This is a genomic window from Pseudoalteromonas sp. Z9A6, from assembly GCF_011378805.1.
GTDB lineage: Bacteria > Pseudomonadota > Gammaproteobacteria > Enterobacterales > Alteromonadaceae > Pseudoalteromonas > Pseudoalteromonas distincta.
On the sequence record NZ_WTKZ01000018.1, the window covers coordinates 53,163 to 73,282 of the forward strand.

Sequence of the window (20,120 nt, forward strand, 5' to 3'; positions counted from 1 at the left end):
CGAGACACTCTTCAAGAAATAGTGTATTTAAATCAATGTGTTAAAAGCAACAGAAATTTAGGCCCAATAGATATTACAATTGGGCCGTTTTACTATTAAAGTTAGTTGGCCTTATTTAACCCTATCTCCACTACCACTACCAGTCACCGTCATTAGTATATATTTAAAATAATTACCAATTGTGAGTGTATCAATCATTTCACGGTCTGTTTTAGCAAGTAGTTCAGGGGTAGACATATCAATCTCGTTTACTTGAGCTAAGCCTGTAATCCCAGGGCGCACTGCAAACACATTTTTAGCTTCACGTGCTTGAGTTAACTCCTCTTGGTTAAACAAACCTGGTCGAGGGCCGACCAAACTCATTTCACCTTTCAAAACATTCCACAACTGAGGAAGCTCATCTAGTTTTGTCTTACGTAAAAACCCACCAAATGAAGTGATTGATGCTGTACTTGCTAAGTGACTTGCGACCGATGCTGTATCAACAGTCATAGTTCTAAACTTAACTAATGTGAATGGCTTTTTATTACGACCAACACGCTCCTGTATAAATATAGGTGAGCCAGTATCAAATAGACCAATAATGTATAAAATCACTAAAAATGGCATTACAAATAACAATCCAAAAAGTGAAAACAAAAAATCAAGTAAACGTATCATTTATAAATCCATTAATTATCTTGTGAGGGCTTTTTAGCTGCTAATTTAAAACCATGTTCAACGGAGTATGAGGGCGTCCAATTAAGCGTGTTTATTGTATGGGTAATATCTAGCTGAAGGGAGCCCGTAAGCCTATCAATAACATCAGCTTTATTTAGTATTTTTCCTACTAACTTAAAACACCAAACAGGTACTGGCAAAGCAAGGTTTTTTTTATTTTGCACTTTCGCCATTAATGCTACCATTTCGGCGGTTGATAAGTCATTATCATCAGAAGCTAAAAACACCTGATTTGCTGCTTTTGGATGCGTAATACATACCTTAATTAATTCAACCAAATTATAAACTGATACTAAACTACGTTTGTTATTTTTAATCGATCTAAAAGGAAGTGGTAAGCCTTTGCCCACAAGACGCATTAATGATAAAAAATTTGCCTTTACTCCTTCACCATAAACAAGTGGTGGCCTGATTATCACAATTTCCATACCAGTTTGCTTACCTAACTCAAGTAGTTGCTGCTCAGCTTCAAACTTTGAGATCCCATAAGGATCTTCGACAACTGACTTATCACTTGCAGTGAATGGAGCTTTGCCACTTGTACTTTCACCATTTACTTTAATCGAGCTTAAAAATATAAAGCGTTTAACATCAGCTTGGGCTGCTTGTTTTGCTAAGTTAAGTGTTCCCTGAGTGTTTACAGACCTAAACTGAGTTAGTGGATCACTTGCAGCATCATTCATTACATGAACTCTAGCAGCGCAATGAATAACAACATCTACTGAGCCTAATGCTTTGCTATAATCAGTTTTTTTATCAATAGAGCCTTTATAAAAAGTAACGTTAGATAAATCAGTTTTACGTCGCCCTATAGTAACTAACTCTTCTACACTTGCTATTAACCCTTTCATTAAATGCCTTCCAACAAAGCCTGTTGCACCTGTTATTGCAATTCTCATATAACCTCTTTATATAGCTTTAAATGAGTTTCAATAACTTCATCTATATTAAAGCAACTCTCTGCTAATACCCTTCCTTTTTTACCCATTACAATTCTTTTTTCATCATTATTACAAAGCATTTCAATTGCACTGACTATGGCATCAGAAGATTTCACCGGAATCAGAATGCCCGTTTCATTCGGTGTAATAGCATCACGACAACCTGGGACATCCGCTGTAATAACTGCACGCCCACAGGCCGCGGCTTCAATTAAACTTTTAGGCAATCCTTCTCTATATGAAGGAAGAACCATAATATGGGATTGAGCGATTATTTCTGCAACATTCGTCGCAAATCCCCAATGTTCAATATAACCAGACTTTACATAATTATTAAGCTCTTCTTGAGTTAAAGAATTAGGGTTATGAAGATCAATATCGCCGACTAGTACAAACCGACCTTTAAAACCTGATTTTTTAAGTTTTATTCCAGCGTCGCAAAACTCAACTAAGCCCTTATCTTTTAATAAGCGTGCTAAAAACATAATAACTTTTTCACCAGCAGGCTCAGGTAAATACTTGTAGGCTTCTAAGTCAACTCCCGAACCTCTAATAATCAGGCTTTGTTCAGGTTTTATTATTTTGTTTGCAATAAAAATAGATTTATCATTTTCGTTTTGAAAAATCACTTTAGTATTTAATGAACTTAATGCTATTCGATATAATTTAGTGACTAAAAAGCGAAGAATACGAGCTTTAAACCCTTTATCTATAAAGACAAAACCTAAACCAGAAATAGAAGCCACTCTTACTTTAATATTTTTAAAGCGTGTAACTAAACCACCGTAGACAGCACCTTTAATAGTCACTAAATGAACAACATCGGGGGAAATCTTTTTCACTATAACGTTCATCTCTTTAATGACTTTCAGCTCTTTTATTAAGCTCGTACCACTTCTGCTGATTGATAAAGAGTGAACAATAATACCTAATGCTTCAAGTTCACTTTTACGATCAGTTATTCCACAAGCTAAATGTACTTCGTAACCTTGCTCAATAGCCGTTAATGCAATGGATAAACGATGAGATATAAAAAACCAATCTACGTTAACTATAAATAATAACTTCATTAAAAACCTTTAATAATGTTCATATTATTAATATACAAACAGCAGTTACCTTAGTGTTAAGCTTTTATTTTTCTATTAAAAAGCTGAGTTATATTGCAGACGTAAGCAACATATACAACATATAACGCAATGAAAGAAAATCTATACCGTGCCGCTGTACCATAGTTAAAGACTACCAACCCGTATATTGAAAGTGAAGCAACAAATAGTACTAACCAAAACATTAATTTGTTCATATTTTTACGCCATGCGTGAATTGTTAATTTAATAACAATTATCATAATGACTATATTTTCGAGCGACTGTATTAGCTGGAGTACCTTACTAGCTTCCCAAGGCAGAGGTTTCACAAAAAAATACAAACCACTGGTTATCCCCATATAAATAAAATCACCAATTCCATTTATTAGTGCCACATCTCCAACATTTATACCGCCATCTTCTCGGAACATAGCTAAACGAAGATTATTTATTAATGGTGCGGCTACTGGAAAGCTTATAATTAATACGATAAAGGTAATCACTAAAATTACTAACCCCTTACGAAGGGAAAGCCCTTTTTCACCTAAATTAAATAATAAAAAAGTAAATAAGGGCAACATAATAAAGAAATTTTGAAATTTTATAAAATAAAGAGGGGCAATAAATAAAACCATTAAAAGGAAGTTACGTTTAACCGCAAAATAAGCAGTTAGCATCATGCAACTAAAAATAACTGTATCGCGAATACTTAATCCCGTATAAAGCAGAATACTAGGATATAACAATAAAAAATAAGCCGAAAACCGAGTTAGTACACCCTTTTTATATAAAAAAATAAACATTAAAACAAAAATTAACTTATTAAAAAAACCTAAACTTTTTATCGTTTCAACAAAGGGGAGTGGTATAAAAGCGAGAATCCAACTAGCATTTGCAACATTACCAATCTCGCTAGTTAATTCAAAGCTCTCTCTTATTTCACGAACTGCACCTGTATATCTAAACTGATCTCCCATATAACTGGCCGAGAATAAAAAGTCATTTAAAAAAAAAGGCATACAACAATGTACTAATAAAAGTAACTTATAGTTACGTGGTAACTTAGCCAAGCTACCTGCTATTAATACAACCAATACACATATTAAAAAGTTAGGTAAATCGTAAAAAAAAGAGGTTTCAAGACCTAACCGCTGATACCAATTCATTCTTGCAACCCAGCTTCATGAGGGCATGTAAATTGTAGTATTTTTAAAAGCCTAGACTGTTCGATATTTAAACAGAATTTATTTTTCACTTTATTAAAGCAATTATAACCAAGAGCGATACTGTTCATTTCACTGCTAAACAACTCACTTAGTGTATCAATATGAATTAGCAGGAAACCGCTACTTACTTCTGTAACTACACTTTCATTTACACCTACAACAGGTACGCCACAACTCATATATCGTAATAACTTATACATACACACTTTCCTCTTTCCCATGAGCCATCTTCTAGAGACACTATATCTATATCCATTTTTGAATAGCACTCTCTTGAGTTTATTAAGACCATGCACTAACCTCAAAATCCTTTGCTCTGAGAACACCATATTTAACGCTAGCAATATTCTATGAGCAGAAAATTCGGTAATACCGGTCTAGACAGTAGTGACCATCTATATTTATTAGAAAGTAAAGCGGCAAGCGTAATTGTCACTTAATACTTAATCATCCAAATTTAGAAAATACTAAAGATTAAGTATAAAAATTTATTTTTTTATACTTCTATGCATTCTGATAGTATTGATCTTCTCAGATTTATATTTTACCAACAAACATATAATCAATCGATAAATTAAATAATATAGAAAAATTGAAGAGTAAAAATAATCGAATTTATGTATTAAACTAGGTAATAAAAGGCTAAAAATTAAAATTAAAAAATAGTATTTAACTCTAAATAAATCTGCGGAACCAACTATTTTCTGGATATAAATTAAACCATATTTTGGCTTAGTTGCATGTTCCAAAGCCCTAACAACTGGAAACATTAAAATTGCCAATGCTATGTAATAAATAAGTTCACTTGCTGGAGCAAACAAAACTAGCAATGATACATACTTGCATAAACTTAAAAGCGAAAAAGTTAATACATTCCAGACGCTTCTTATTTTGTTATGGAAGTAAAAAACGATGCGAGTTATAAATATACAAATAGAAAAATGCAAAATATTAGTTTCGATAACGTATAACTTTGAGAGTAAGTGAATAACAAGCAACAAAAAAAGTGATATTGAAGTTTTAACTAATATTACCCATAAATAGTTCTCTTGATAATATTCAAATGCTTTTGAATTAATTCTAATAGTTGGGTTGTGTTCCTTTAACACAGTTTTCACATCATTTTCTATGTAACCTAAATCATATATTGAGAAAAAGGCACAAACAGAAATTAAGAAAATTAAAGTAATTTCAAATGAAATTTCATTTTTCATGTGAAAAACAATAGTAATAAGGGGGAGTAGAAATAAAATTGCCCATGACAATTTTTCCAACTTAGTTTTTAAACGACTAAAAAACAGATAATGTCCTGGTAAAAAAAAGAACTTCATAACAATTCAACCAACTTAGTATTTTTTAAATTTTTTCTCTGCCAAAACGTAACTTGTTTTACTTTGTTACAAACAGCATAACCAGTATCTGCTTTTTTCAAAAGCTGGTAATCGCTTGCATTATCACTCACGACTATAAGCTCTCCAATAATCTCATAGTGCTCATCCAAAACATGGCTTTTATTAAATAATTGATCAAATGCCACCTTTCCTGTTAATTTTTTATCCTTAATTTGCAGCACTGTTGAGTATGAATCGTGTGCTCCCCATGCTTCTGAAATGATGGAAATAATAAAATCTAATGAGCCCGACATCAATATCATATAATAACCATCCTTTTGATATTTATCATAAAGCACTTTAATTTCTGGCTGAATCCTCTCCGCCAGATGTTGAGTAACAAAAATACGTGCAGCTTTGTTAACATCTGAAATGGTCTCACCTTTTAAAAAAGCAATAGCCACATAACGAAGAACATCAAATTTAAGAAAACGAAAAAAAGGATAGTTTAATAGTTTGCCCAAAAATGATTTACTTATTTTTCTAAAAAATTTATATTTTAAATTTTCTTGAAAATAAAAATCCAAAAACTCAAAGGTTGTGTTAGCTCTATATAAGGTGCCACAAACATCAAAAACAGCTATTCTCATTTAATTATTCACCAATTTTTTGTACAAGTTAGAATAGCGAATAACAGCAAGCTCATTAGTAAAGTGGCTATCATACAATTCTTGATATTGTTTACTTTCTTTATCAGAAGATTGCAATTTCATTATTATTTCAGAAGATAAACCATCTATGTTATTTTTAATTTCATCTAACTCAAAAGAAAAGCCAACTTCTGGATATTTTATGATAAAGGCATCCATGTCACCTATATTATTATTGGTTATAGAAAATAGTCTACAGCATAAATTTTCTGCAAACTTAGTTGGTGCTGAGGCTCTTTTGGAGAAAGTTGGTTTAATAATAAAAATTGAAGCATCTGCAATACTAAGATATTTATGCATTTGATAAAAATCAGCCTCTTTTATTTTAACTTTAGACGGCTCAATGTTATACATTTCTACTTTTTTAGATATAAAGCTATGTTCACCTTTATTCAAAATTAAGAAGTGAATTTTTGAATCTTTTTCCATTAACTGCTTAACTAAAAGTAGTTCACTATCAAAATCGTACCAATTTGTTACAGTTCCCGCATGAATAATCACTCTATCAGTCAAAGAGTAACCATTTTCTAATTTAAAACTTTCATCAGGTGAAAATCTAAAAACATCTTTGTTAGCGCAAGTAGGAATAACAACTATTTTTTCTTCATTGGTAACATTAGAAATAAGTTGTTTCGCATTCTCAGTTAAAGAAACAATTGCATTAGAACGTTTGTAAGCAAGCAACTCAATTTTCTTTAAAAACTTATATAGTAATCCGCCCTTTTTAAGGCGTCCTATTTCTGCTTTTTCATCAATTTGGAAGCCACGAATATCAAAAATCACTTTAACGCCGGTTAAATATTTAGTAATGAGTGCAATTAAAGCTGGAATATTACTACGCGCATGAATAATATTAATTCGATTCACCTTTACCTTTCTGTAAACAGTGATAGAACTAGATAGCATTTGGCCTATGGTTGAAAATAAACCAAATTTGTTATCATAGGGTTGGTAACTCCACTTAATATTGTAGCCATCCATTATTGATTGAATTTCATTTATTGTCTTTTCGGAAGTATCTTTCTCGAATGTATGTAAATACATTTCATACTCTTCAGATAAATATTTTAAATACTCTAATACTTGTGATTTACCTAAAGGTTCACTCATACCAATTATTGATATATACAAAACTTTTGATTTATATTCCATTACTATTCTAGTACCTTTATTAGAGAGCTAAACATGTAGAGGGATTATTAACTTTTAAAACAGACCAATACAAGATAAATATATTGCACAGAGCTTAATTTAATAACAGAGCTATAATAAATAATTTCATTCAACTACACTAGTAATTGTAATTCAAAATTGCATAAATTTAAATTAAAGCCAAATACTATTGAATTTCAATGATATATTATACTTATGGTTCATATGCTTATTACCACTATTAAATCCCCCCTACCTAGAGACATCATTATAATTAGATTGTTAACGTCTTAAGGAAATATTATTTATGAACATTTAAAAGATAATAAAAAAGTTTGAGTAAGATTTAATTCCACAAGTACCAGAAGAATAACTACCAATCAAGCTAAGTGAGCGAATGTACCGACCCCGACAAAACCTAACTGTTGTGATCAACTAATAACTGCAGCTAAAAAAATACTTTTTCCATCCGAAATATAAGTGATATTTCACACTAAATTTAAATCTAGGTTTCCATTATCAGGCACAAACTTACAATTAAACACTTTTGATACATCTAGTCGTTCTGTTGTTAAAAACTGGTATAAACGGGAGTCCACCACTAACTCCATATTCCTATGATACGACGCACCTAATAAGTACTAACCGACAGTTGCAGCTCTTCAGCTTACCGAGAAGAGTTCACTACTCTGTAACTCGCTTACCTCAACTTTTATAGATGCATTAATATTCTTAAAATCATGGGCGGGTACTTCAAATACACTCAAGCTATTTCGACTGACTTTTCTAACAATATTGCTCTATCAACGAGTATTATTCATTTCGCATAGCACTAGGAGAGTGATAATGCTACTTAATGATCAGTTTAATATAGCCTTAATTAAAAACCTTTTCTTTCTCTTCAGTTAATTCTCACCTCCAATTACTGAACTTTTTGCTTTTCAAGAGTGTGCTTTAGGCTTGGCATGATACCACTATCGTTTTCTAATTTTTTAACCCATCGCCTAAGGGCCTTCTCACCGACAACTAATGGGCGCGCTGCATAGAAATGAGTAACCTTCATTGAGCACTAATTTGACGGTATCAAGCTCACGTATTTGAGGTAAAGAGCGTCGTTGTTTTGCTTTGAATTACCACTACTTTAGTAGTAATGATGCAACTTAAATTAGTTTCCTGTTTCATTAAATTACGACACTAAAAAGTTAAGTCGAAGTAGAACGTAATTAGCTTTTGCATGACCAGCAACTATTTTATTTTCATCAATCGCGCAGGATTACCAGCAACAACTGAGTCATCTGGCACATCCTTGGTTACTACGCTACCAGCTCCAACAACACTATTGAACCCAATCGTAACGCCTGGCAATATAATTGCACCTGCACCTATCCACGCACCATCATTAATGTGGACGTAACTATCGATATGCTTCTTACTATCTAAATCTAGACCGGTATCAATAATCATGCATCTAGCTGATAATGTTACGCCACTACCAATTAATACTTCACAATGCCCAAGAATAAAAACGCCATCATTAACAGAGCAATTGGATTTAAACTTTACATTTTTTTTGTTTCTAATTGTTAACTTTCCATGAACCATGATTCTTTGCTTCAGAATCATTGACCAATACTCCGAACGAAGCTTTCTTACCACCCTATAGAACATAAGTTTAATGTACCTTTTTTATTTTATTAAAATTTATTTTCACTGCTCTAGTATTAACTCAGCAATGCCTTGTAGCACTAGTCTGCAATAGAGATATGTTGAATTTATAAATACGTTTTCCTGCAATAAACAACTGAAACCTGAATAGCAGCCAACTAAATGCAAATAGTGATGCAGCACCGTTAACACCAAAATATTTAATCATAGGCCATGAAAAAACCAACATACATGCTAATGAAATAATTGAAGATTTAAGGACTATTTTGGAGTGTCCAGTCATATTAAGTAGTACATCGCCCAACCCAAAAACAAGAGAGAAACATGTAGCACATGACATGATTAGTAAAGGTATCTTTGCCCCCAAATAATCTGATCCAAATGAAATCAAGATCAAGAAATCCCCAAAAAGTATAATAAATAAAATCCCAACTAACATTGGAACCATCATAATAATCGTATAATATCTAAGTTTAGTTTCTAACTTATCGTATTCATTTAATGAAAATAACTTTGAAATATCCGGAGATGCGATTGAGGATACGACATTTAAAGGCAAGTTTATAAGAAGCAATAAAGAGGACGCAACTCTAAAAATAGCTACATCAGATAATACAACAATTGCACCTAAGGCTATTGTCAAAAAGTGTGAATGAAACACTCTAATACCATCGGCTAAAGCTAATGGTATTAAATTATTTTTCCATATCAATTTTTCACTGTTAGTAGCTCTATAATAATGAATAACCCCTAATTTTTTTTCAATATAAATAGAGGCAATGACCACTACTAATAATATGGTTACCAGTCTTGCTGCCATAGCAACCTCTGATGTCATCTCGCCATCTAGAATGAAACTAGTAAAAAAAAGAATGAAAAAGAAAGTTACTGGATACAATAAACTATCCAGCGATTGACCAAATATAACATTACCGTTCCCCCTTATCAAAGCAGAATCGATAGCTAAACGTCCCAATAAAGGCAGGCATAAAAGCCCTAAAAAGACTAACGTAGAATAGTTTGACATTATATTTGGTGAAAGAAAATTTAGCTTTCCATTCATTAAAACTATCAAAGTAGAAAGTATTAAGAGTGATATAGAAACTTTCGCATTAAATAAACGACTCCATCTAACCAACCCAGTTAGTAATGAGAGCCGACCTAAAGCTTTTAATTTCGAGACCTCACGGACAACTAGCGAACTTAAACCTGATTGTGAAGGTATCAATAAGATAGATATTATTGACATTACTAATGTGTATCGTCCAAAGTTTTCGGTTCCAAGCTTCCTAGCTAACAAAATACCGACCAAAAACGTAAATAGCATACCAACGAGCCTCAGCCCCACAGAATGAATAAATTTTTTTAGCAAATTATGGTTACCTCGAAATAAAAAACCTTACCCATTTGCATTTCTAGTCCTCTGAGAATAAAAACAAATTGACTACTCACTACACAAAACACAAGTTAAATGTGTTTGACTGTAATAATGTTAGCTATGAATAAAGGCTTATATAGTCCCTTATTCAACGCTAAAACTTTCATTTAAGGAGACAAATAACAACGCCATCTTTTTACCCTATAAACCTTATGTACCATGGCATAGCTTGGTCAATACCTTCTTGAATAGTAAACTCAGGCACATAGCCTAACAATGATTTAGCTTTGCCAATATCAGCTTGAGAATGACGGACATCCCCCACTCTAAAGTCACGGAAAGTAGGTTTATCTCTATTATCAATTCCATTACTGACCAAAGATCTTTGAATACTACTATATAAAGCATTTAGTGTAGTTCTATCACCAACAGCTACATTATATACTTGTGCTTTTACGTCATCATCAGCAGTAGCTGCTAAAATATTCATCTGCACTGTATTTTCAATAAAACAAAAATCACGACTTGTTTCACCGTCACCATTAATAAATACATCTTCGCCTTTGATCATATCAGCAGTCCACTTAGGAATTACTGCTGCATAAGCACCGTTTGGATCTTGTCGTTGACCAAATACATTAAAGTAGCGTAAGCCGATTGTTTTAAAGCCATACGTTTTTGCATAAACACCTGCATATAGCTCATTTACATACTTTGTTACTGCATAAGGAGAAAGTGGGTTACCAATGTTTTCTTCAACTTTAGGTAATGCAGGATGGTCACCGTAAGTCGAGCTACTTGCTGCATAAGTGAAGCTTTTTACTTTAGCCTCTTTCGCTGATTGTAACATATTTAAAAAGCCTGTGATATTAGCTGCATTCGTTGTTACTGGATCAGCAATTGAGCGTGGTACTGAGCCAAGTGCTGCTTGGTGTAATACATAGTCAATACCTTCACCATTATTAGCTAGTGCTGTTTCGCAATCTTGATAGTTACGAATATCACCTTCAATAAAATTAAAACCTTGCCACTGCTCTGCGGTAACTAAGCCTTGTACTTCATCAAGATTATGCTGATGCCCCGTGGCAAAATTATCAAGCCCCACTACTTTTTGGTTAAGCTTTAATAGCGCTTCTAAAAGGTTTGAGCCTATAAAACCAGCTACTCCTGTAACAAGCCATATTTTAGGGCTTTTTAATAATTCCTGTTTAATCATGTCAAATTTTATCATTACCTGCCTCGCTCAGTGGGTTTCCGAATTGTTCAATATATTTTTTCCCGATTAATCTAGAACCCATTTGATTTAAATGCCCATTATCTTTATAGAGTGGGATACCATCAATCATACTATGGCAATGTTTAGAATCGCATATAATTTCATTCGGATTAATCACTTCTAAGTTTGAGTATGTACTTTGTAAATCATTAAGTAATTTATGCCAATTGGAACTTTGTTCTATATATTCTTGTATATCTAGATTGCAGTTAACATCCAAATTAAAACGGGAGTTGTTTAATTCACAATATTGTATTCTTTCATTATAATAGGGGTTATCATCTATGATAAATAACTTCAACCCTTTAGCCATAATAAAATCAACAGTACTTTTCAAAGCAATAGACATGTTATTAACACGCTCACCTGAATCATTTACATACTGATAATCAAACTCCATTGATTTTAAAAATGCCCCCCCAAGTATTACCGTTGGATATTTTGATTCATTTAAAAGGCTCGTTAAGTAATTATTTCGTGCATAAAACTGTTCATGCTCGATGACCTTATCATCTATCTCATAAAACCGTTTGTAATCTTTTAAATAGATTGTTTGGCTTTGAGTAATATCATAACCTCTTAAGTTAGCATCTTTAGCCATTTCATCTATCATTCCAGTGAAGTGATTTGCATGACTATCTCCTATTAATAGGAAGTCGACTATAGGTTTAGCTATTCCTAAAATACAATCATCATCTGATAATGGTTTAACTACAGGACCTTCATTGCAACGACCACGCTCTTTATTTGGAAAAGAATTTATAGCTTCATTCATAACCGCTATTTCTGTTGAAAATCTAGCTGGAAAACCGCGGTTAAAGTTTATGAGTAAATATGCAAGTAATAAACAACTTACAGGCACAACATAATTTAATGATACTATAGTGCGTAACTTTCTATTATTTAGCCTTTTTGCTGGAATCTCTATGTAGTGGTAAGTGAACGCACTTAACATTAAGGTCATGAGTATAATAATAGATGCAACACTGTGCGTGATTTCTATTAGATAGATATTGGCCAGTACAATTATGGGCCAATGCCATAAATAACCTGAATAGCTGAGTTTCCCCAAATAAAGCATTGCTTTATTTGATATTAACTTCCCTATACCATATCTATGTGAGGAAAATAATATAATTAAAGCCGTCCCCACACACGGTACTAAAGCATTTACTCCTGGGAAGACCGTTTCTTTGGTATAAGTTACCCCCGACCAAATAATCATCACAATACCTGCGACTGCTAATACATGTGAAATAATTTTATTCAATTTAATTGGAGGAATAAAAACAAGCAATGCACCGACAATTAGTTCAAAGGCTCTAGTTGGCATAAGATAGTAAGATGCAGCTAAATAATTATTTGCACCAAACTCTGATATAGCAAGAGCTAAGAGAAGAAGCACACCGAAAATTAGCAATGAATAACTAAATTTAGTGATTTTATATACTGCAATTAAAAATAAAGGCCAGAAAATATAAAATTGCTCTTCAACAGCTAAACTCCATAAGTGGAGCAAAGGTGTAAAATCACCTCCGACTCCAAAATATCCACCAACATCTGACCACATAAAAAAATTAGCTAGGAAAAAATTGGCATAATTTACACTTTCAAAGTAGCTGATTAGATCGGTAGGAAGTAGTACATGTGTTGCTACTACAGATACTGTAATAATTACAGTAAAGTAGGCTGGAGCTAAACGCAAAATTCGCCGTTTATAAAAGGCGTGTAGTGAAAACCTGTTGCTTATTATTTCTTTTTGGATTATAGAGGTAATTAGAAAACCTGAAATAACGAAAAAAACATCGACACCGATAAATCCACCGCTAAACAACTCATACCCCAAATGATGAAAAACAACTAAAAAAAGTGATATGGTTCTGAGTCCATCTATTTCTGGGCGAAATGTTGTCATGCTTTACTACCTTTAAAAATACCCAATTATTTAAAGTCTTGTATTTTATAAATTACAAGACATTATGAATGTCGTAAGTGATAGTAAATTACAATCTCATATCTACACTTTGTTTTGGTAGTACGTACTTTAAATCGTAAAGTACGTGTTCTGCTTTACCTAGTGCACGAATTTGCTCTGCGCCCATTTCTTTAAATTCGTTATGGCCGACTGCAAGAATAATTGCATCGTAGTTATTTTGTTTATGCTCAGTAGTTAAGCTTAAACCGTATTCATGTTGTGCTTCATCGTTTGAGCACCATGGATCTACAATATCCACATTAATATTGTATTCTTTAAGCTCACTTACAATATCGACCACTTTTGTATTACGTAAGTCTGGGCAGTTTTCTTTAAACGTTAAACCCATTATTAATACATTTGCGCCGTCTACATGAATACGCTTTTTAAGCATATTTTTCACCAGTTCAGACACCACATGTTTACCCATACCATCGTTTAAACGACGGCCGGCTAAAATCATTTCTGGGTGGTAGCCTACGCTTTGGGCTTTATGCGTTAAGTAATACGGATCAACACCAATACAGTGCCCGCCTACTAGGCCTGGGCGAAATGGTAGGAAGTTCCATTTAGTGCCGGCTGCTTCTAACACTTCAAGTGTGTCGATACCTAACTTATTAAAAATAATTGAAAGCTCATTAATTAACGCAATGTTTACATCACGCTGTGTGTTTTCGATTACTTTTGCAGCCTCGGCCACTCTAATAGAACTCGCTTTATGTGTGCCGGCCGTAATTACTGACTTATAAAGTTGATCAACTTTTTCAGCTATTTCTGGATTCGAGCCTGAGGTTACTTTTAATATGTTAGTTACACGGTGCTCTTTATCACCCGGGTTTATACGTTCTGGTGAGTAGCCGGCAAAAAAATCTTTATTAAAGACAAGACCCGATACACGTTCTACTACCGGTAAACATGCTTCTTCTGTTGCACCTGGGTATACTGTTGACTCATAAATTATGATATCGCCTTTCTTAACCACTTTACCCAGCATTTCACTCGCTTTAATAAGTGGTGTTAAATCTGGCTGTTTATGTTCATCAATTGGCGTTGGTACGGTAACAATATATACATTACAGCTTTCAAGATCTGACACTGTATAAGAGAAATTAAGCTGTGGAGACTCTTTAAGCTCTTCATCACTTACTTCAAGTGTAGAGTCGTGGCCGGCTTGTAATTGTGCAATTCGACCTTGGTTAATATCAAAGCCTGTTACTGGAAATTTCTTACCAAACTCAACTGCTAATGGGAGGCCTACATAGCCTAAACCTATAATGCCAATTTTTAGGTCCGTTAATGAATCGTGCATAATTTTACTCTCTTTGTTTGGTTGTAGAGCTTCGAGCTTTGGACTGCGAGCTTCGTAAAAGTTAAATTTAAAATTGGTTTCATATTAAAACGTGCAGTAAAAAAACGAGTATTTAGAGGTATACTCGTGGGCAAAAAGTACGTTTTACAATCTATTTTTGATGGCTTACCATTCATTTATTGATGATAAATCGCTCTGAATTTACTAAATTAGTACGTAGCGGCTCACTATCAAATTGCATTTTAGCAATTTTATATCTCAGTGATATTACACCCCACTGAGACACTTTTTTCTAAATTGAGACAGTCAATTTAGACTATCTCATTGTAATACCTTGTTTTTGTACTTTTTATAAAAAGTGCCCAATAGGCCCTGATTTAGACTAAAGGCTATTTGTCACTTTTGTATTCGTAGTTGTAGTATCCGTAATACCCATACGCATTACTCGCTTTTTTAACAACACCGTTAAAAACTACGCCTTTTACGTCTATGCCATTTTGTTCAAAACGATTACGAGTAAGCTCTATTTCACGCACATGGCTTTGGCCAAAACGAGTTACTAATAATGTAGTACCGCAGTGTGCACTAACAATTGTAGGGTCAGTTACTGCTAATATTGGTGGAGTATCAACAATTATAATATCGTAGATGGCGCTTACTTCTTCAACTAATTTGCTAAAGTTTGAGTGCATTAATAGCTCAGAAGGGTTTGGCGGTATTTGCCCGCGCGTAATAACACTTAGTCCTTCAACTTTAGTTGGTTTAGTAACTTGCTCTAGGTTTAAACGGCCTGATAGGTAATCACTTAATCCATCGTCCCACTTTAAACCAAACTGGGTTTGCAAATAGCCTTTACGCATATCGGCATCAATAATAAGTACTTTTTTGCCGCTTTGCGAGAGTACTGAAGCTAAGTTAACCGATATAAACGATTTACCTACGCTTGGGCTTGGGCCCGATATAGCAATAATATTATTTTTAGCTTCCATCATCACAAAGTGCAGGCTAGTTCGCAGGCTACGTAGTGCCTCTATTGCTAGGTCGGCTGGGTTATCTAGCGCGAGTATACTTTTAGGTTTATTCGTTTTGTTTTTGCGGGCTCGCTCGACAAAGCCATTTAGCTTATCTTGATAATCTGAGTGCGGTACACTTGCGTATACAAGTAGGCCTAGTGCTTCAATTTCTGCAGGGTCTTCAACGCCTTTGTGCATTGCTTTTTGTATAAGCACAATAGCCACGGCTAACATGCCACCAAGCATAGTAGCCATTACCACTATTAATGCTTTTTTAGGTTTAACTGGCTTGCTGGTATTTACCTCGGCGTAGTCAATAATACGTACGTTACCTACAGTGCCTGCGCGAACGATATCAAGCTCTTGTGTTTTACTAAGCAGTAATGTGTAAATTTGGTTACTTACCTCAACATCGCGCTTTAAACGTAGTAGCTCTTGCTGAGTTTCTGGCAGGTTACCCACCTCACCAACTAGCTCTTGCTTTTGGCTTTCAACCGCTTCGATTTGCTCAAGCATTCCCTGATATGTAGGGTGATCTTTTTTAAACTTTCGGCCAAGATCTAAACGTTTTAAATTTAGCTCTTGTAACTTGGTTTCAAGCTTAACTACTTGTTCAAGCACGCCTTGTGTTTCTAGGGTTATATTTATTGATTGGCGTTTAATTTGGTAGTCGTTAAAGCGCTGCTCTGCGTATTCAAGCTGTTTTTTAATTTCTGGTAATTGTACTTCTAAAAATTCAAGCGACTTTTGCGCCTCTGCGCTGTTACGCTCAACATTACGGCGTACATAAATAGCCGCTACTTTATCAAGCACTTTTTCAGCATAGCTTGGTTTAATGCTTTGTAAGCTTAAGTTAATTATGCCTGAGTCTTTACCTTTTTCACTTGCGCCAATAGCTGTTTGCAAATCCAAAATAGTATTAAGTCGATCTTTACGGGTAATTGTAAACTCTGTACCCGCGCGTGCATTTAAAGTACGAATGGTTAGGCTAAACTTACCGTTTGTAAGTTCCTCGCCCACTTTACCCGATAATACTTGTTCACCGTCAGCATTTAAAAGTGCAAGGCTATTATTAGCTTGCGCAACTAAAGTAAATGCTTTATTTACAGCGGTACGTGGTACATCAAACCGAAATATATTAATGCTTTCACCGCCCCACGCGAAGCTACTAGCGCCAAAGCTTGGCTCAGCTAAATCGCCATCTTCCATTGGGGTGAATTTACGATAAGCGCGGCTACCTATAAACGGGAATAGCTTAGGCTCTGCTATTACATCAAGCTTTAAAGTGTCTACTGCCTCACCTATTATGCTTCGTGACTTTAGTAGCTCTATTTCGGTTACTGCGGCTGAAGTACTTTCGAACATGCCTGCCATATCGTCAAAACCTGGGACTGATGCGCCGCCGTCTTCAACTTGTATCATGGCTGTTGCTTGGTAAACAGGGGTACTTAATACAGCATAAATAACACCTACAAACATAAACAGCGCAGTTACGGCTACTATAAAGTATTTGCGATCGAGCAATGCGCCTAATAGCGCCATTAAATCAATTTCTTGTGTTGGTTGTGTGTTATTAGTGCTTTTATTATTAGCGTTACTAGCGCTGTTATTCGGCTGGGTATTCATTAAATTAGCCATTCCTTATAAATACTTTTGCCAAGCGCTACACGCGCTGTCGATTAATGTATAAACGTGTTCAAAAGCCTCTTGGCTTTGACGATATGGGTCTGGTATTTCAGCGTTATTAATCCATTTACCGAGTAAAAACGTTTTACCGCGCGCCTCTGGGTAGCGAGCGTGTACGTCGTTTAAATGGCGTTCTTCCATTACGAGTATTACGCTGTTTTGCGCAACTAAGCTTGATGTAAGCTGCTGGCCTTGGTGATCATCCATATTAACGCCATGTGCGAGTGCTATTTGCTTTGCTTTTGCATCTGCTGGTTTGCCTTCAAGTGCTGTTAACCCAGCAGACGATACTTTAATATTTTTGCCTTCAAGCTTTTGCTTTAAAACATACTCACCTGTTGGGCTGCGGCAAATATTGCCTGCACACACCACTAAAACTGAATCAAACATTTTTAAAAACCCTTAGTTTGCAGTTATATCGTCAACACTATCTACAGTAGCGATTGACGGTAACAGTAAGCTAATTACACGGTTCCAACGTGCAAGCGGTGCCGATGTTACATATACAATATCGCGCGGTTGTAGCTCAAACTGCTCAGCTAATACCATTGCCGCTATATTTTTAGCATGTAATTGGTATACGTTTGCAATAATACCGGTTTGCTCTACGTCACTTTTACGCAGTACAAATACACCGTTAGCGTCGGCTGTATTTTCGTTTAAGCCGCCCGAGTCGCTTAGCGCTTCGGCTAAGTTTAAACCATAACGGTTAAGCGTTACTGAACCTGCTTTTTTAACATCACCTAATACAAATATTTTTTGTGCATCGTTACGATTTACATGCACTATGTCGCCATGTTGCAATAAACGGTTTTGTGAAATGTCACCATGGGCATAAAAGTCATCAAGTTTAATAACTTCTGTTTTATCGCCACGGGTAAATGTAACAGTGCGCCAATCGGCTGCATCAGTTAAGCCGCCTGCTTGGTTTAAGGCATCAATTAAGGTAAGTGGAATTTCGGTTACTGGGTATACACCAGGTTGTTTTACTTCACCGGTAACGTAGGTTTTTTGGCTTCTAAAGCCAACTACTTTTACGTCTACTTGCGGGTCTTCTATTACTCGGCTTAGGCGTTTAACAAGCTCATTACGCACTTGGCTTATTGTTTTACCTGCTGCTGGTATATTTGGTGCGTAGGCGTAAGTAATGGTGCCGTCTCGTTGTACTCTAAAACCGTCAAACTCTGCGGTACGTTGTACTGCTGCGGGTATTGTTAGCTCTGGGTGATCCCATACGCCTATTGTTAGTACGTCGCCAACACCTAGTTTGTATTCGTAGTTGCTTACGTTTAAACCATCGATGCTTGAAATTGGCTTAGCTGCTATACGCGCTTGATTTTGTTTATTTATTAGTAGCGAGTCGATTATTTGAATGTTTACTTTTTCGAGATCTTGTTCGAGGTTTTGTGTTTGCTCGCCTGAGTCTATACCTTCAAAGTGGCTGCCTGGTACTATTGTACAGCCGGTCATGCTTAGTATTGCGAGTATTGATGCGAGTGATTTACAGCTTAACGCCATTGTAGAATCCCAAAATTATTTTAAAATTGTTCTTACTCACCAACCTTGGTGAGTACTTATTTTTTTTAGCGCTGTAATTAAAGCATGAGGGCTAACTACGCGCAAGCGCGAATCATTTTATACGTATTGGTTAAAAGCCATAAGCTAGCAAAAGTAAAAATATACCCTAACCTACTAGTAATGAGTTTAGCCCTTCGGGCACGCCCCACGTTCCAGTTCGTCGCAGAGCTCCTCTCGCTCCAGCTTGAAAGCAAAACTTTTTGCTTGTCTAGCCCTTCGGGCACGCTTCCGCCCCTAGGTTGCAGTTCCTACGTACTGATACTTACTTAATTTTTTATGGCATAAAGCCTAAGTTGCGCTTTATAACTAGTATTGGTTTATATCTTTGTTATCTACACTCATTTCTACTTGTTTATTAAGTAGATTAATTAGCAAAATACTGCGCATATCGCCGTCAGGCTCTTTGTAAATAGCTTTAATATTATTAAATGAATAGTTATTTACGCTAACTACATCACCCGTTTTAGGTAATGTAGAACTGGTAGTTTGTAAACGCTCACTTTTAAGCTGTTCGATTAATTCTGTAGGTACAATTTGATAATTTGGCCCATAAGATACAAAGCCACTAATCCCGCGCGTATTTTTTACCGCAAAAAAGTTACCGTTTTGTGACTCAAAACAAACAAATAGGTAGTTAGGGAACAGAGCTGACTGTTTAATGGTACGTCGACCTTTAACCAGTTTCTCGATGGTTAACTTGGGGTAGAATACTTCAATCCCTTGGTTTAATAAGTTGGTGGCTGCTCGCTCTTCTTGGCGAGACTTACACGTAACTAAATACCAACTTTCCATAGCAATCCTTACTACAATATAATTGCAAAAAAACACAACGTTAAATTTAATAACGCGTAATTATAAACAATTTAAGTCTGTTAAGTAAATAGGCGTTTATCGTAAATGTTTACTAACTTTGTTAACAGCAGAAAGTGGGCTTGGTTTAGATACCTATGCAGTCTAAACCAAGCTTAACTAAATGCATTTAGGTGGCAACGACTTAGCCTAAGCGCGCCAGCAAGCAAGGCGCCTTGTATCTCTCATTGATAAATGATTAGCTATCATTTATCACATC

At 35.0% G+C, this 20,120-nt stretch carries 17 protein-coding genes; all 17 read right to left on the minus strand.

Going from position 1 to position 20,120, the window contains the following annotated elements:
- Positions 1 to 111: 111 nt before the first annotated feature.
- The 17 genes from GQR53_RS09165 to rfaH all read right to left on the minus strand — a co-directional run bounded on the left by GQR53_RS09165 (position 112) and on the right by rfaH (position 19,843).
- Positions 112 to 660, minus strand: coding sequence for a sugar transferase (locus GQR53_RS09165; RefSeq protein ID WP_165743732.1), 549 nt, complete (start codon positions 658 to 660; stop codon positions 112 to 114).
- An 11-nt stretch (positions 661 to 671) separates the two neighbouring features.
- Entirely contained in the window at positions 672 to 1,619 is a 948-nt protein-coding gene (locus GQR53_RS09170) for an SDR family oxidoreductase (protein WP_165743733.1), read from the minus strand.
- Positions 1,616 to 2,731 carry a glycosyltransferase family 4 protein gene (locus GQR53_RS09175; RefSeq protein WP_165743734.1) on the minus strand — a complete coding sequence of 372 codons (1,116 nt, stop codon included), beginning with the start codon at positions 2,729 to 2,731 and terminating at the stop codon, positions 1,616 to 1,618. The genes GQR53_RS09170 and GQR53_RS09175 overlap by 4 nt, the downstream gene beginning before the upstream one ends.
- A gap of 56 nt (positions 2,732 to 2,787) precedes the next feature.
- The gene (locus GQR53_RS09180) at positions 2,788 to 3,918 is read right to left on the minus strand and encodes a hypothetical protein (protein WP_165743735.1); all 1,131 of its coding nucleotides are present in this window, start codon (positions 3,916 to 3,918) and stop codon (positions 2,788 to 2,790) included.
- Entirely contained in the window at positions 3,915 to 4,178 is a 264-nt protein-coding gene (locus GQR53_RS09185; RefSeq protein ID WP_165743736.1) for a glycosyltransferase family 4 protein, read from the minus strand. Before GQR53_RS09185 ends, GQR53_RS09180 begins: the two co-directional genes overlap by 4 nt.
- A gap of 288 nt (positions 4,179 to 4,466) precedes the next feature.
- Positions 4,467 to 5,192: a hypothetical protein gene (locus tag GQR53_RS09190; RefSeq protein WP_165743737.1), complete on the minus strand. Its 726-nt coding sequence runs from the start codon at positions 5,190 to 5,192 to the stop codon at positions 4,467 to 4,469.
- 113 nt (positions 5,193 to 5,305) lie between these two features.
- Positions 5,306 to 5,959: an HAD-IB family phosphatase gene (locus GQR53_RS09195; RefSeq protein ID WP_165743738.1), complete on the minus strand. Its 654-nt coding sequence runs from the start codon at positions 5,957 to 5,959 to the stop codon at positions 5,306 to 5,308.
- Positions 5,960 to 7,171 carry a glycosyltransferase gene (locus GQR53_RS09200; protein WP_165743739.1) on the minus strand — a complete coding sequence of 404 codons (1,212 nt, stop codon included), beginning with the start codon at positions 7,169 to 7,171 and terminating at the stop codon, positions 5,960 to 5,962.
- 1,245 nt (positions 7,172 to 8,416) lie between these two features.
- A complete protein-coding gene (locus tag GQR53_RS21700) occupies positions 8,417 to 8,794 on the minus strand; it encodes a DapH/DapD/GlmU-related protein (protein ID WP_277344620.1) in 378 nt (125 codons plus the stop codon).
- A gap of 103 nt (positions 8,795 to 8,897) precedes the next feature.
- On the minus strand, positions 8,898 to 10,163 hold the full coding sequence (locus GQR53_RS09210) for a polysaccharide biosynthesis C-terminal domain-containing protein (protein ID WP_165743741.1): 1,266 nt from the start codon (positions 10,161 to 10,163) through the stop codon (positions 8,898 to 8,900).
- 247 nt (positions 10,164 to 10,410) lie between these two features.
- Positions 10,411 to 11,445: an NAD-dependent epimerase/dehydratase family protein gene (locus tag GQR53_RS09215; RefSeq protein WP_165743742.1), complete on the minus strand. Its 1,035-nt coding sequence runs from the start codon at positions 11,443 to 11,445 to the stop codon at positions 10,411 to 10,413.
- Positions 11,432 to 13,405: an acyltransferase family protein gene (locus GQR53_RS09220; protein WP_165743743.1), complete on the minus strand. Its 1,974-nt coding sequence runs from the start codon at positions 13,403 to 13,405 to the stop codon at positions 11,432 to 11,434. The genes GQR53_RS09215 and GQR53_RS09220 overlap by 14 nt, the downstream gene beginning before the upstream one ends.
- A gap of 88 nt (positions 13,406 to 13,493) precedes the next feature.
- On the minus strand, positions 13,494 to 14,774 hold the full coding sequence (gene tviB, locus GQR53_RS09225) for a Vi polysaccharide biosynthesis UDP-N-acetylglucosamine C-6 dehydrogenase TviB (protein WP_165743744.1): 1,281 nt from the start codon (positions 14,772 to 14,774) through the stop codon (positions 13,494 to 13,496).
- Positions 14,775 to 15,163: 389 nt separating this feature from the next.
- Positions 15,164 to 17,413 carry a polysaccharide biosynthesis tyrosine autokinase gene (locus tag GQR53_RS09230; RefSeq protein WP_165743745.1) on the minus strand — a complete coding sequence of 750 codons (2,250 nt, stop codon included), beginning with the start codon at positions 17,411 to 17,413 and terminating at the stop codon, positions 15,164 to 15,166.
- 15 nt (positions 17,414 to 17,428) lie between these two features.
- Positions 17,429 to 17,863, minus strand: coding sequence for a low molecular weight protein-tyrosine-phosphatase (locus tag GQR53_RS09235; RefSeq protein WP_165743746.1), 435 nt, complete (start codon positions 17,861 to 17,863; stop codon positions 17,429 to 17,431).
- Between the two features lie 12 nt (positions 17,864 to 17,875).
- Positions 17,876 to 18,991, minus strand: coding sequence for a polysaccharide export protein (locus GQR53_RS09240; protein ID WP_165743747.1), 1,116 nt, complete (start codon positions 18,989 to 18,991; stop codon positions 17,876 to 17,878).
- 366 nt (positions 18,992 to 19,357) lie between these two features.
- Complete coding sequence (gene rfaH, locus GQR53_RS09245; RefSeq protein ID WP_165743748.1) at positions 19,358 to 19,843, minus strand: transcription/translation regulatory transformer protein RfaH; 486 nt, start codon at positions 19,841 to 19,843, stop codon at positions 19,358 to 19,360.
- Positions 19,844 to 20,120: the final 277 nt, after the last annotated feature.

Excerpts from the sequence above, each read along its gene's own strand:
- GQR53_RS09165 (WP_165743732.1), bottom strand. The coding sequence starts at position 660 with ATGATACGTTTACTTGATTTTTTGTTTTCACTTTTTGGATTGTTATTT.
- GQR53_RS09170 (WP_165743733.1), bottom strand. The coding sequence starts at position 1,619 with ATGAGAATTGCAATAACAGGTGCAACAGGCTTTGTTGGAAGGCATTTA.
- GQR53_RS09175 (WP_165743734.1), bottom strand. The coding sequence starts at position 2,731 with ATGAAGTTATTATTTATAGTTAACGTAGATTGGTTTTTTATATCTCAT.
- GQR53_RS09180 (WP_165743735.1), bottom strand. The coding sequence starts at position 3,918 with ATGAATTGGTATCAGCGGTTAGGTCTTGAAACCTCTTTTTTTTACGAT.
- GQR53_RS09185 (WP_165743736.1), bottom strand. The coding sequence starts at position 4,178 with ATGTATAAGTTATTACGATATATGAGTTGTGGCGTACCTGTTGTAGGT.
- GQR53_RS09190 (WP_165743737.1), bottom strand. The coding sequence starts at position 5,192 with ATGAAAAATGAAATTTCATTTGAAATTACTTTAATTTTCTTAATTTCT.
- GQR53_RS09195 (WP_165743738.1), bottom strand. The coding sequence starts at position 5,959 with ATGAGAATAGCTGTTTTTGATGTTTGTGGCACCTTATATAGAGCTAAC.
- GQR53_RS09200 (WP_165743739.1), bottom strand. The coding sequence starts at position 7,171 with ATGGAATATAAATCAAAAGTTTTGTATATATCAATAATTGGTATGAGT.
- GQR53_RS21700 (WP_277344620.1), bottom strand. The coding sequence starts at position 8,794 with ATGATTCTGAAGCAAAGAATCATGGTTCATGGAAAGTTAACAATTAGA.
- GQR53_RS09210 (WP_165743741.1), bottom strand. The coding sequence starts at position 10,163 with ATGCTATTTACGTTTTTGGTCGGTATTTTGTTAGCTAGGAAGCTTGGA.
- GQR53_RS09215 (WP_165743742.1), bottom strand. The coding sequence starts at position 11,445 with ATGATAAAATTTGACATGATTAAACAGGAATTATTAAAAAGCCCTAAA.
- GQR53_RS09220 (WP_165743743.1), bottom strand. The coding sequence starts at position 13,405 with ATGACAACATTTCGCCCAGAAATAGATGGACTCAGAACCATATCACTT.
- tviB (WP_165743744.1), bottom strand. The coding sequence starts at position 14,774 with ATGCACGATTCATTAACGGACCTAAAAATTGGCATTATAGGTTTAGGC.
- GQR53_RS09230 (WP_165743745.1), bottom strand. The coding sequence starts at position 17,413 with ATGAATACCCAGCCGAATAACAGCGCTAGTAACGCTAATAATAAAAGC.
- GQR53_RS09235 (WP_165743746.1), bottom strand. The coding sequence starts at position 17,863 with ATGTTTGATTCAGTTTTAGTGGTGTGTGCAGGCAATATTTGCCGCAGC.
- GQR53_RS09240 (WP_165743747.1), bottom strand. The coding sequence starts at position 18,991 with ATGGCGTTAAGCTGTAAATCACTCGCATCAATACTCGCAATACTAAGC.
- rfaH (WP_165743748.1), bottom strand. The coding sequence starts at position 19,843 with ATGGAAAGTTGGTATTTAGTTACGTGTAAGTCTCGCCAAGAAGAGCGA.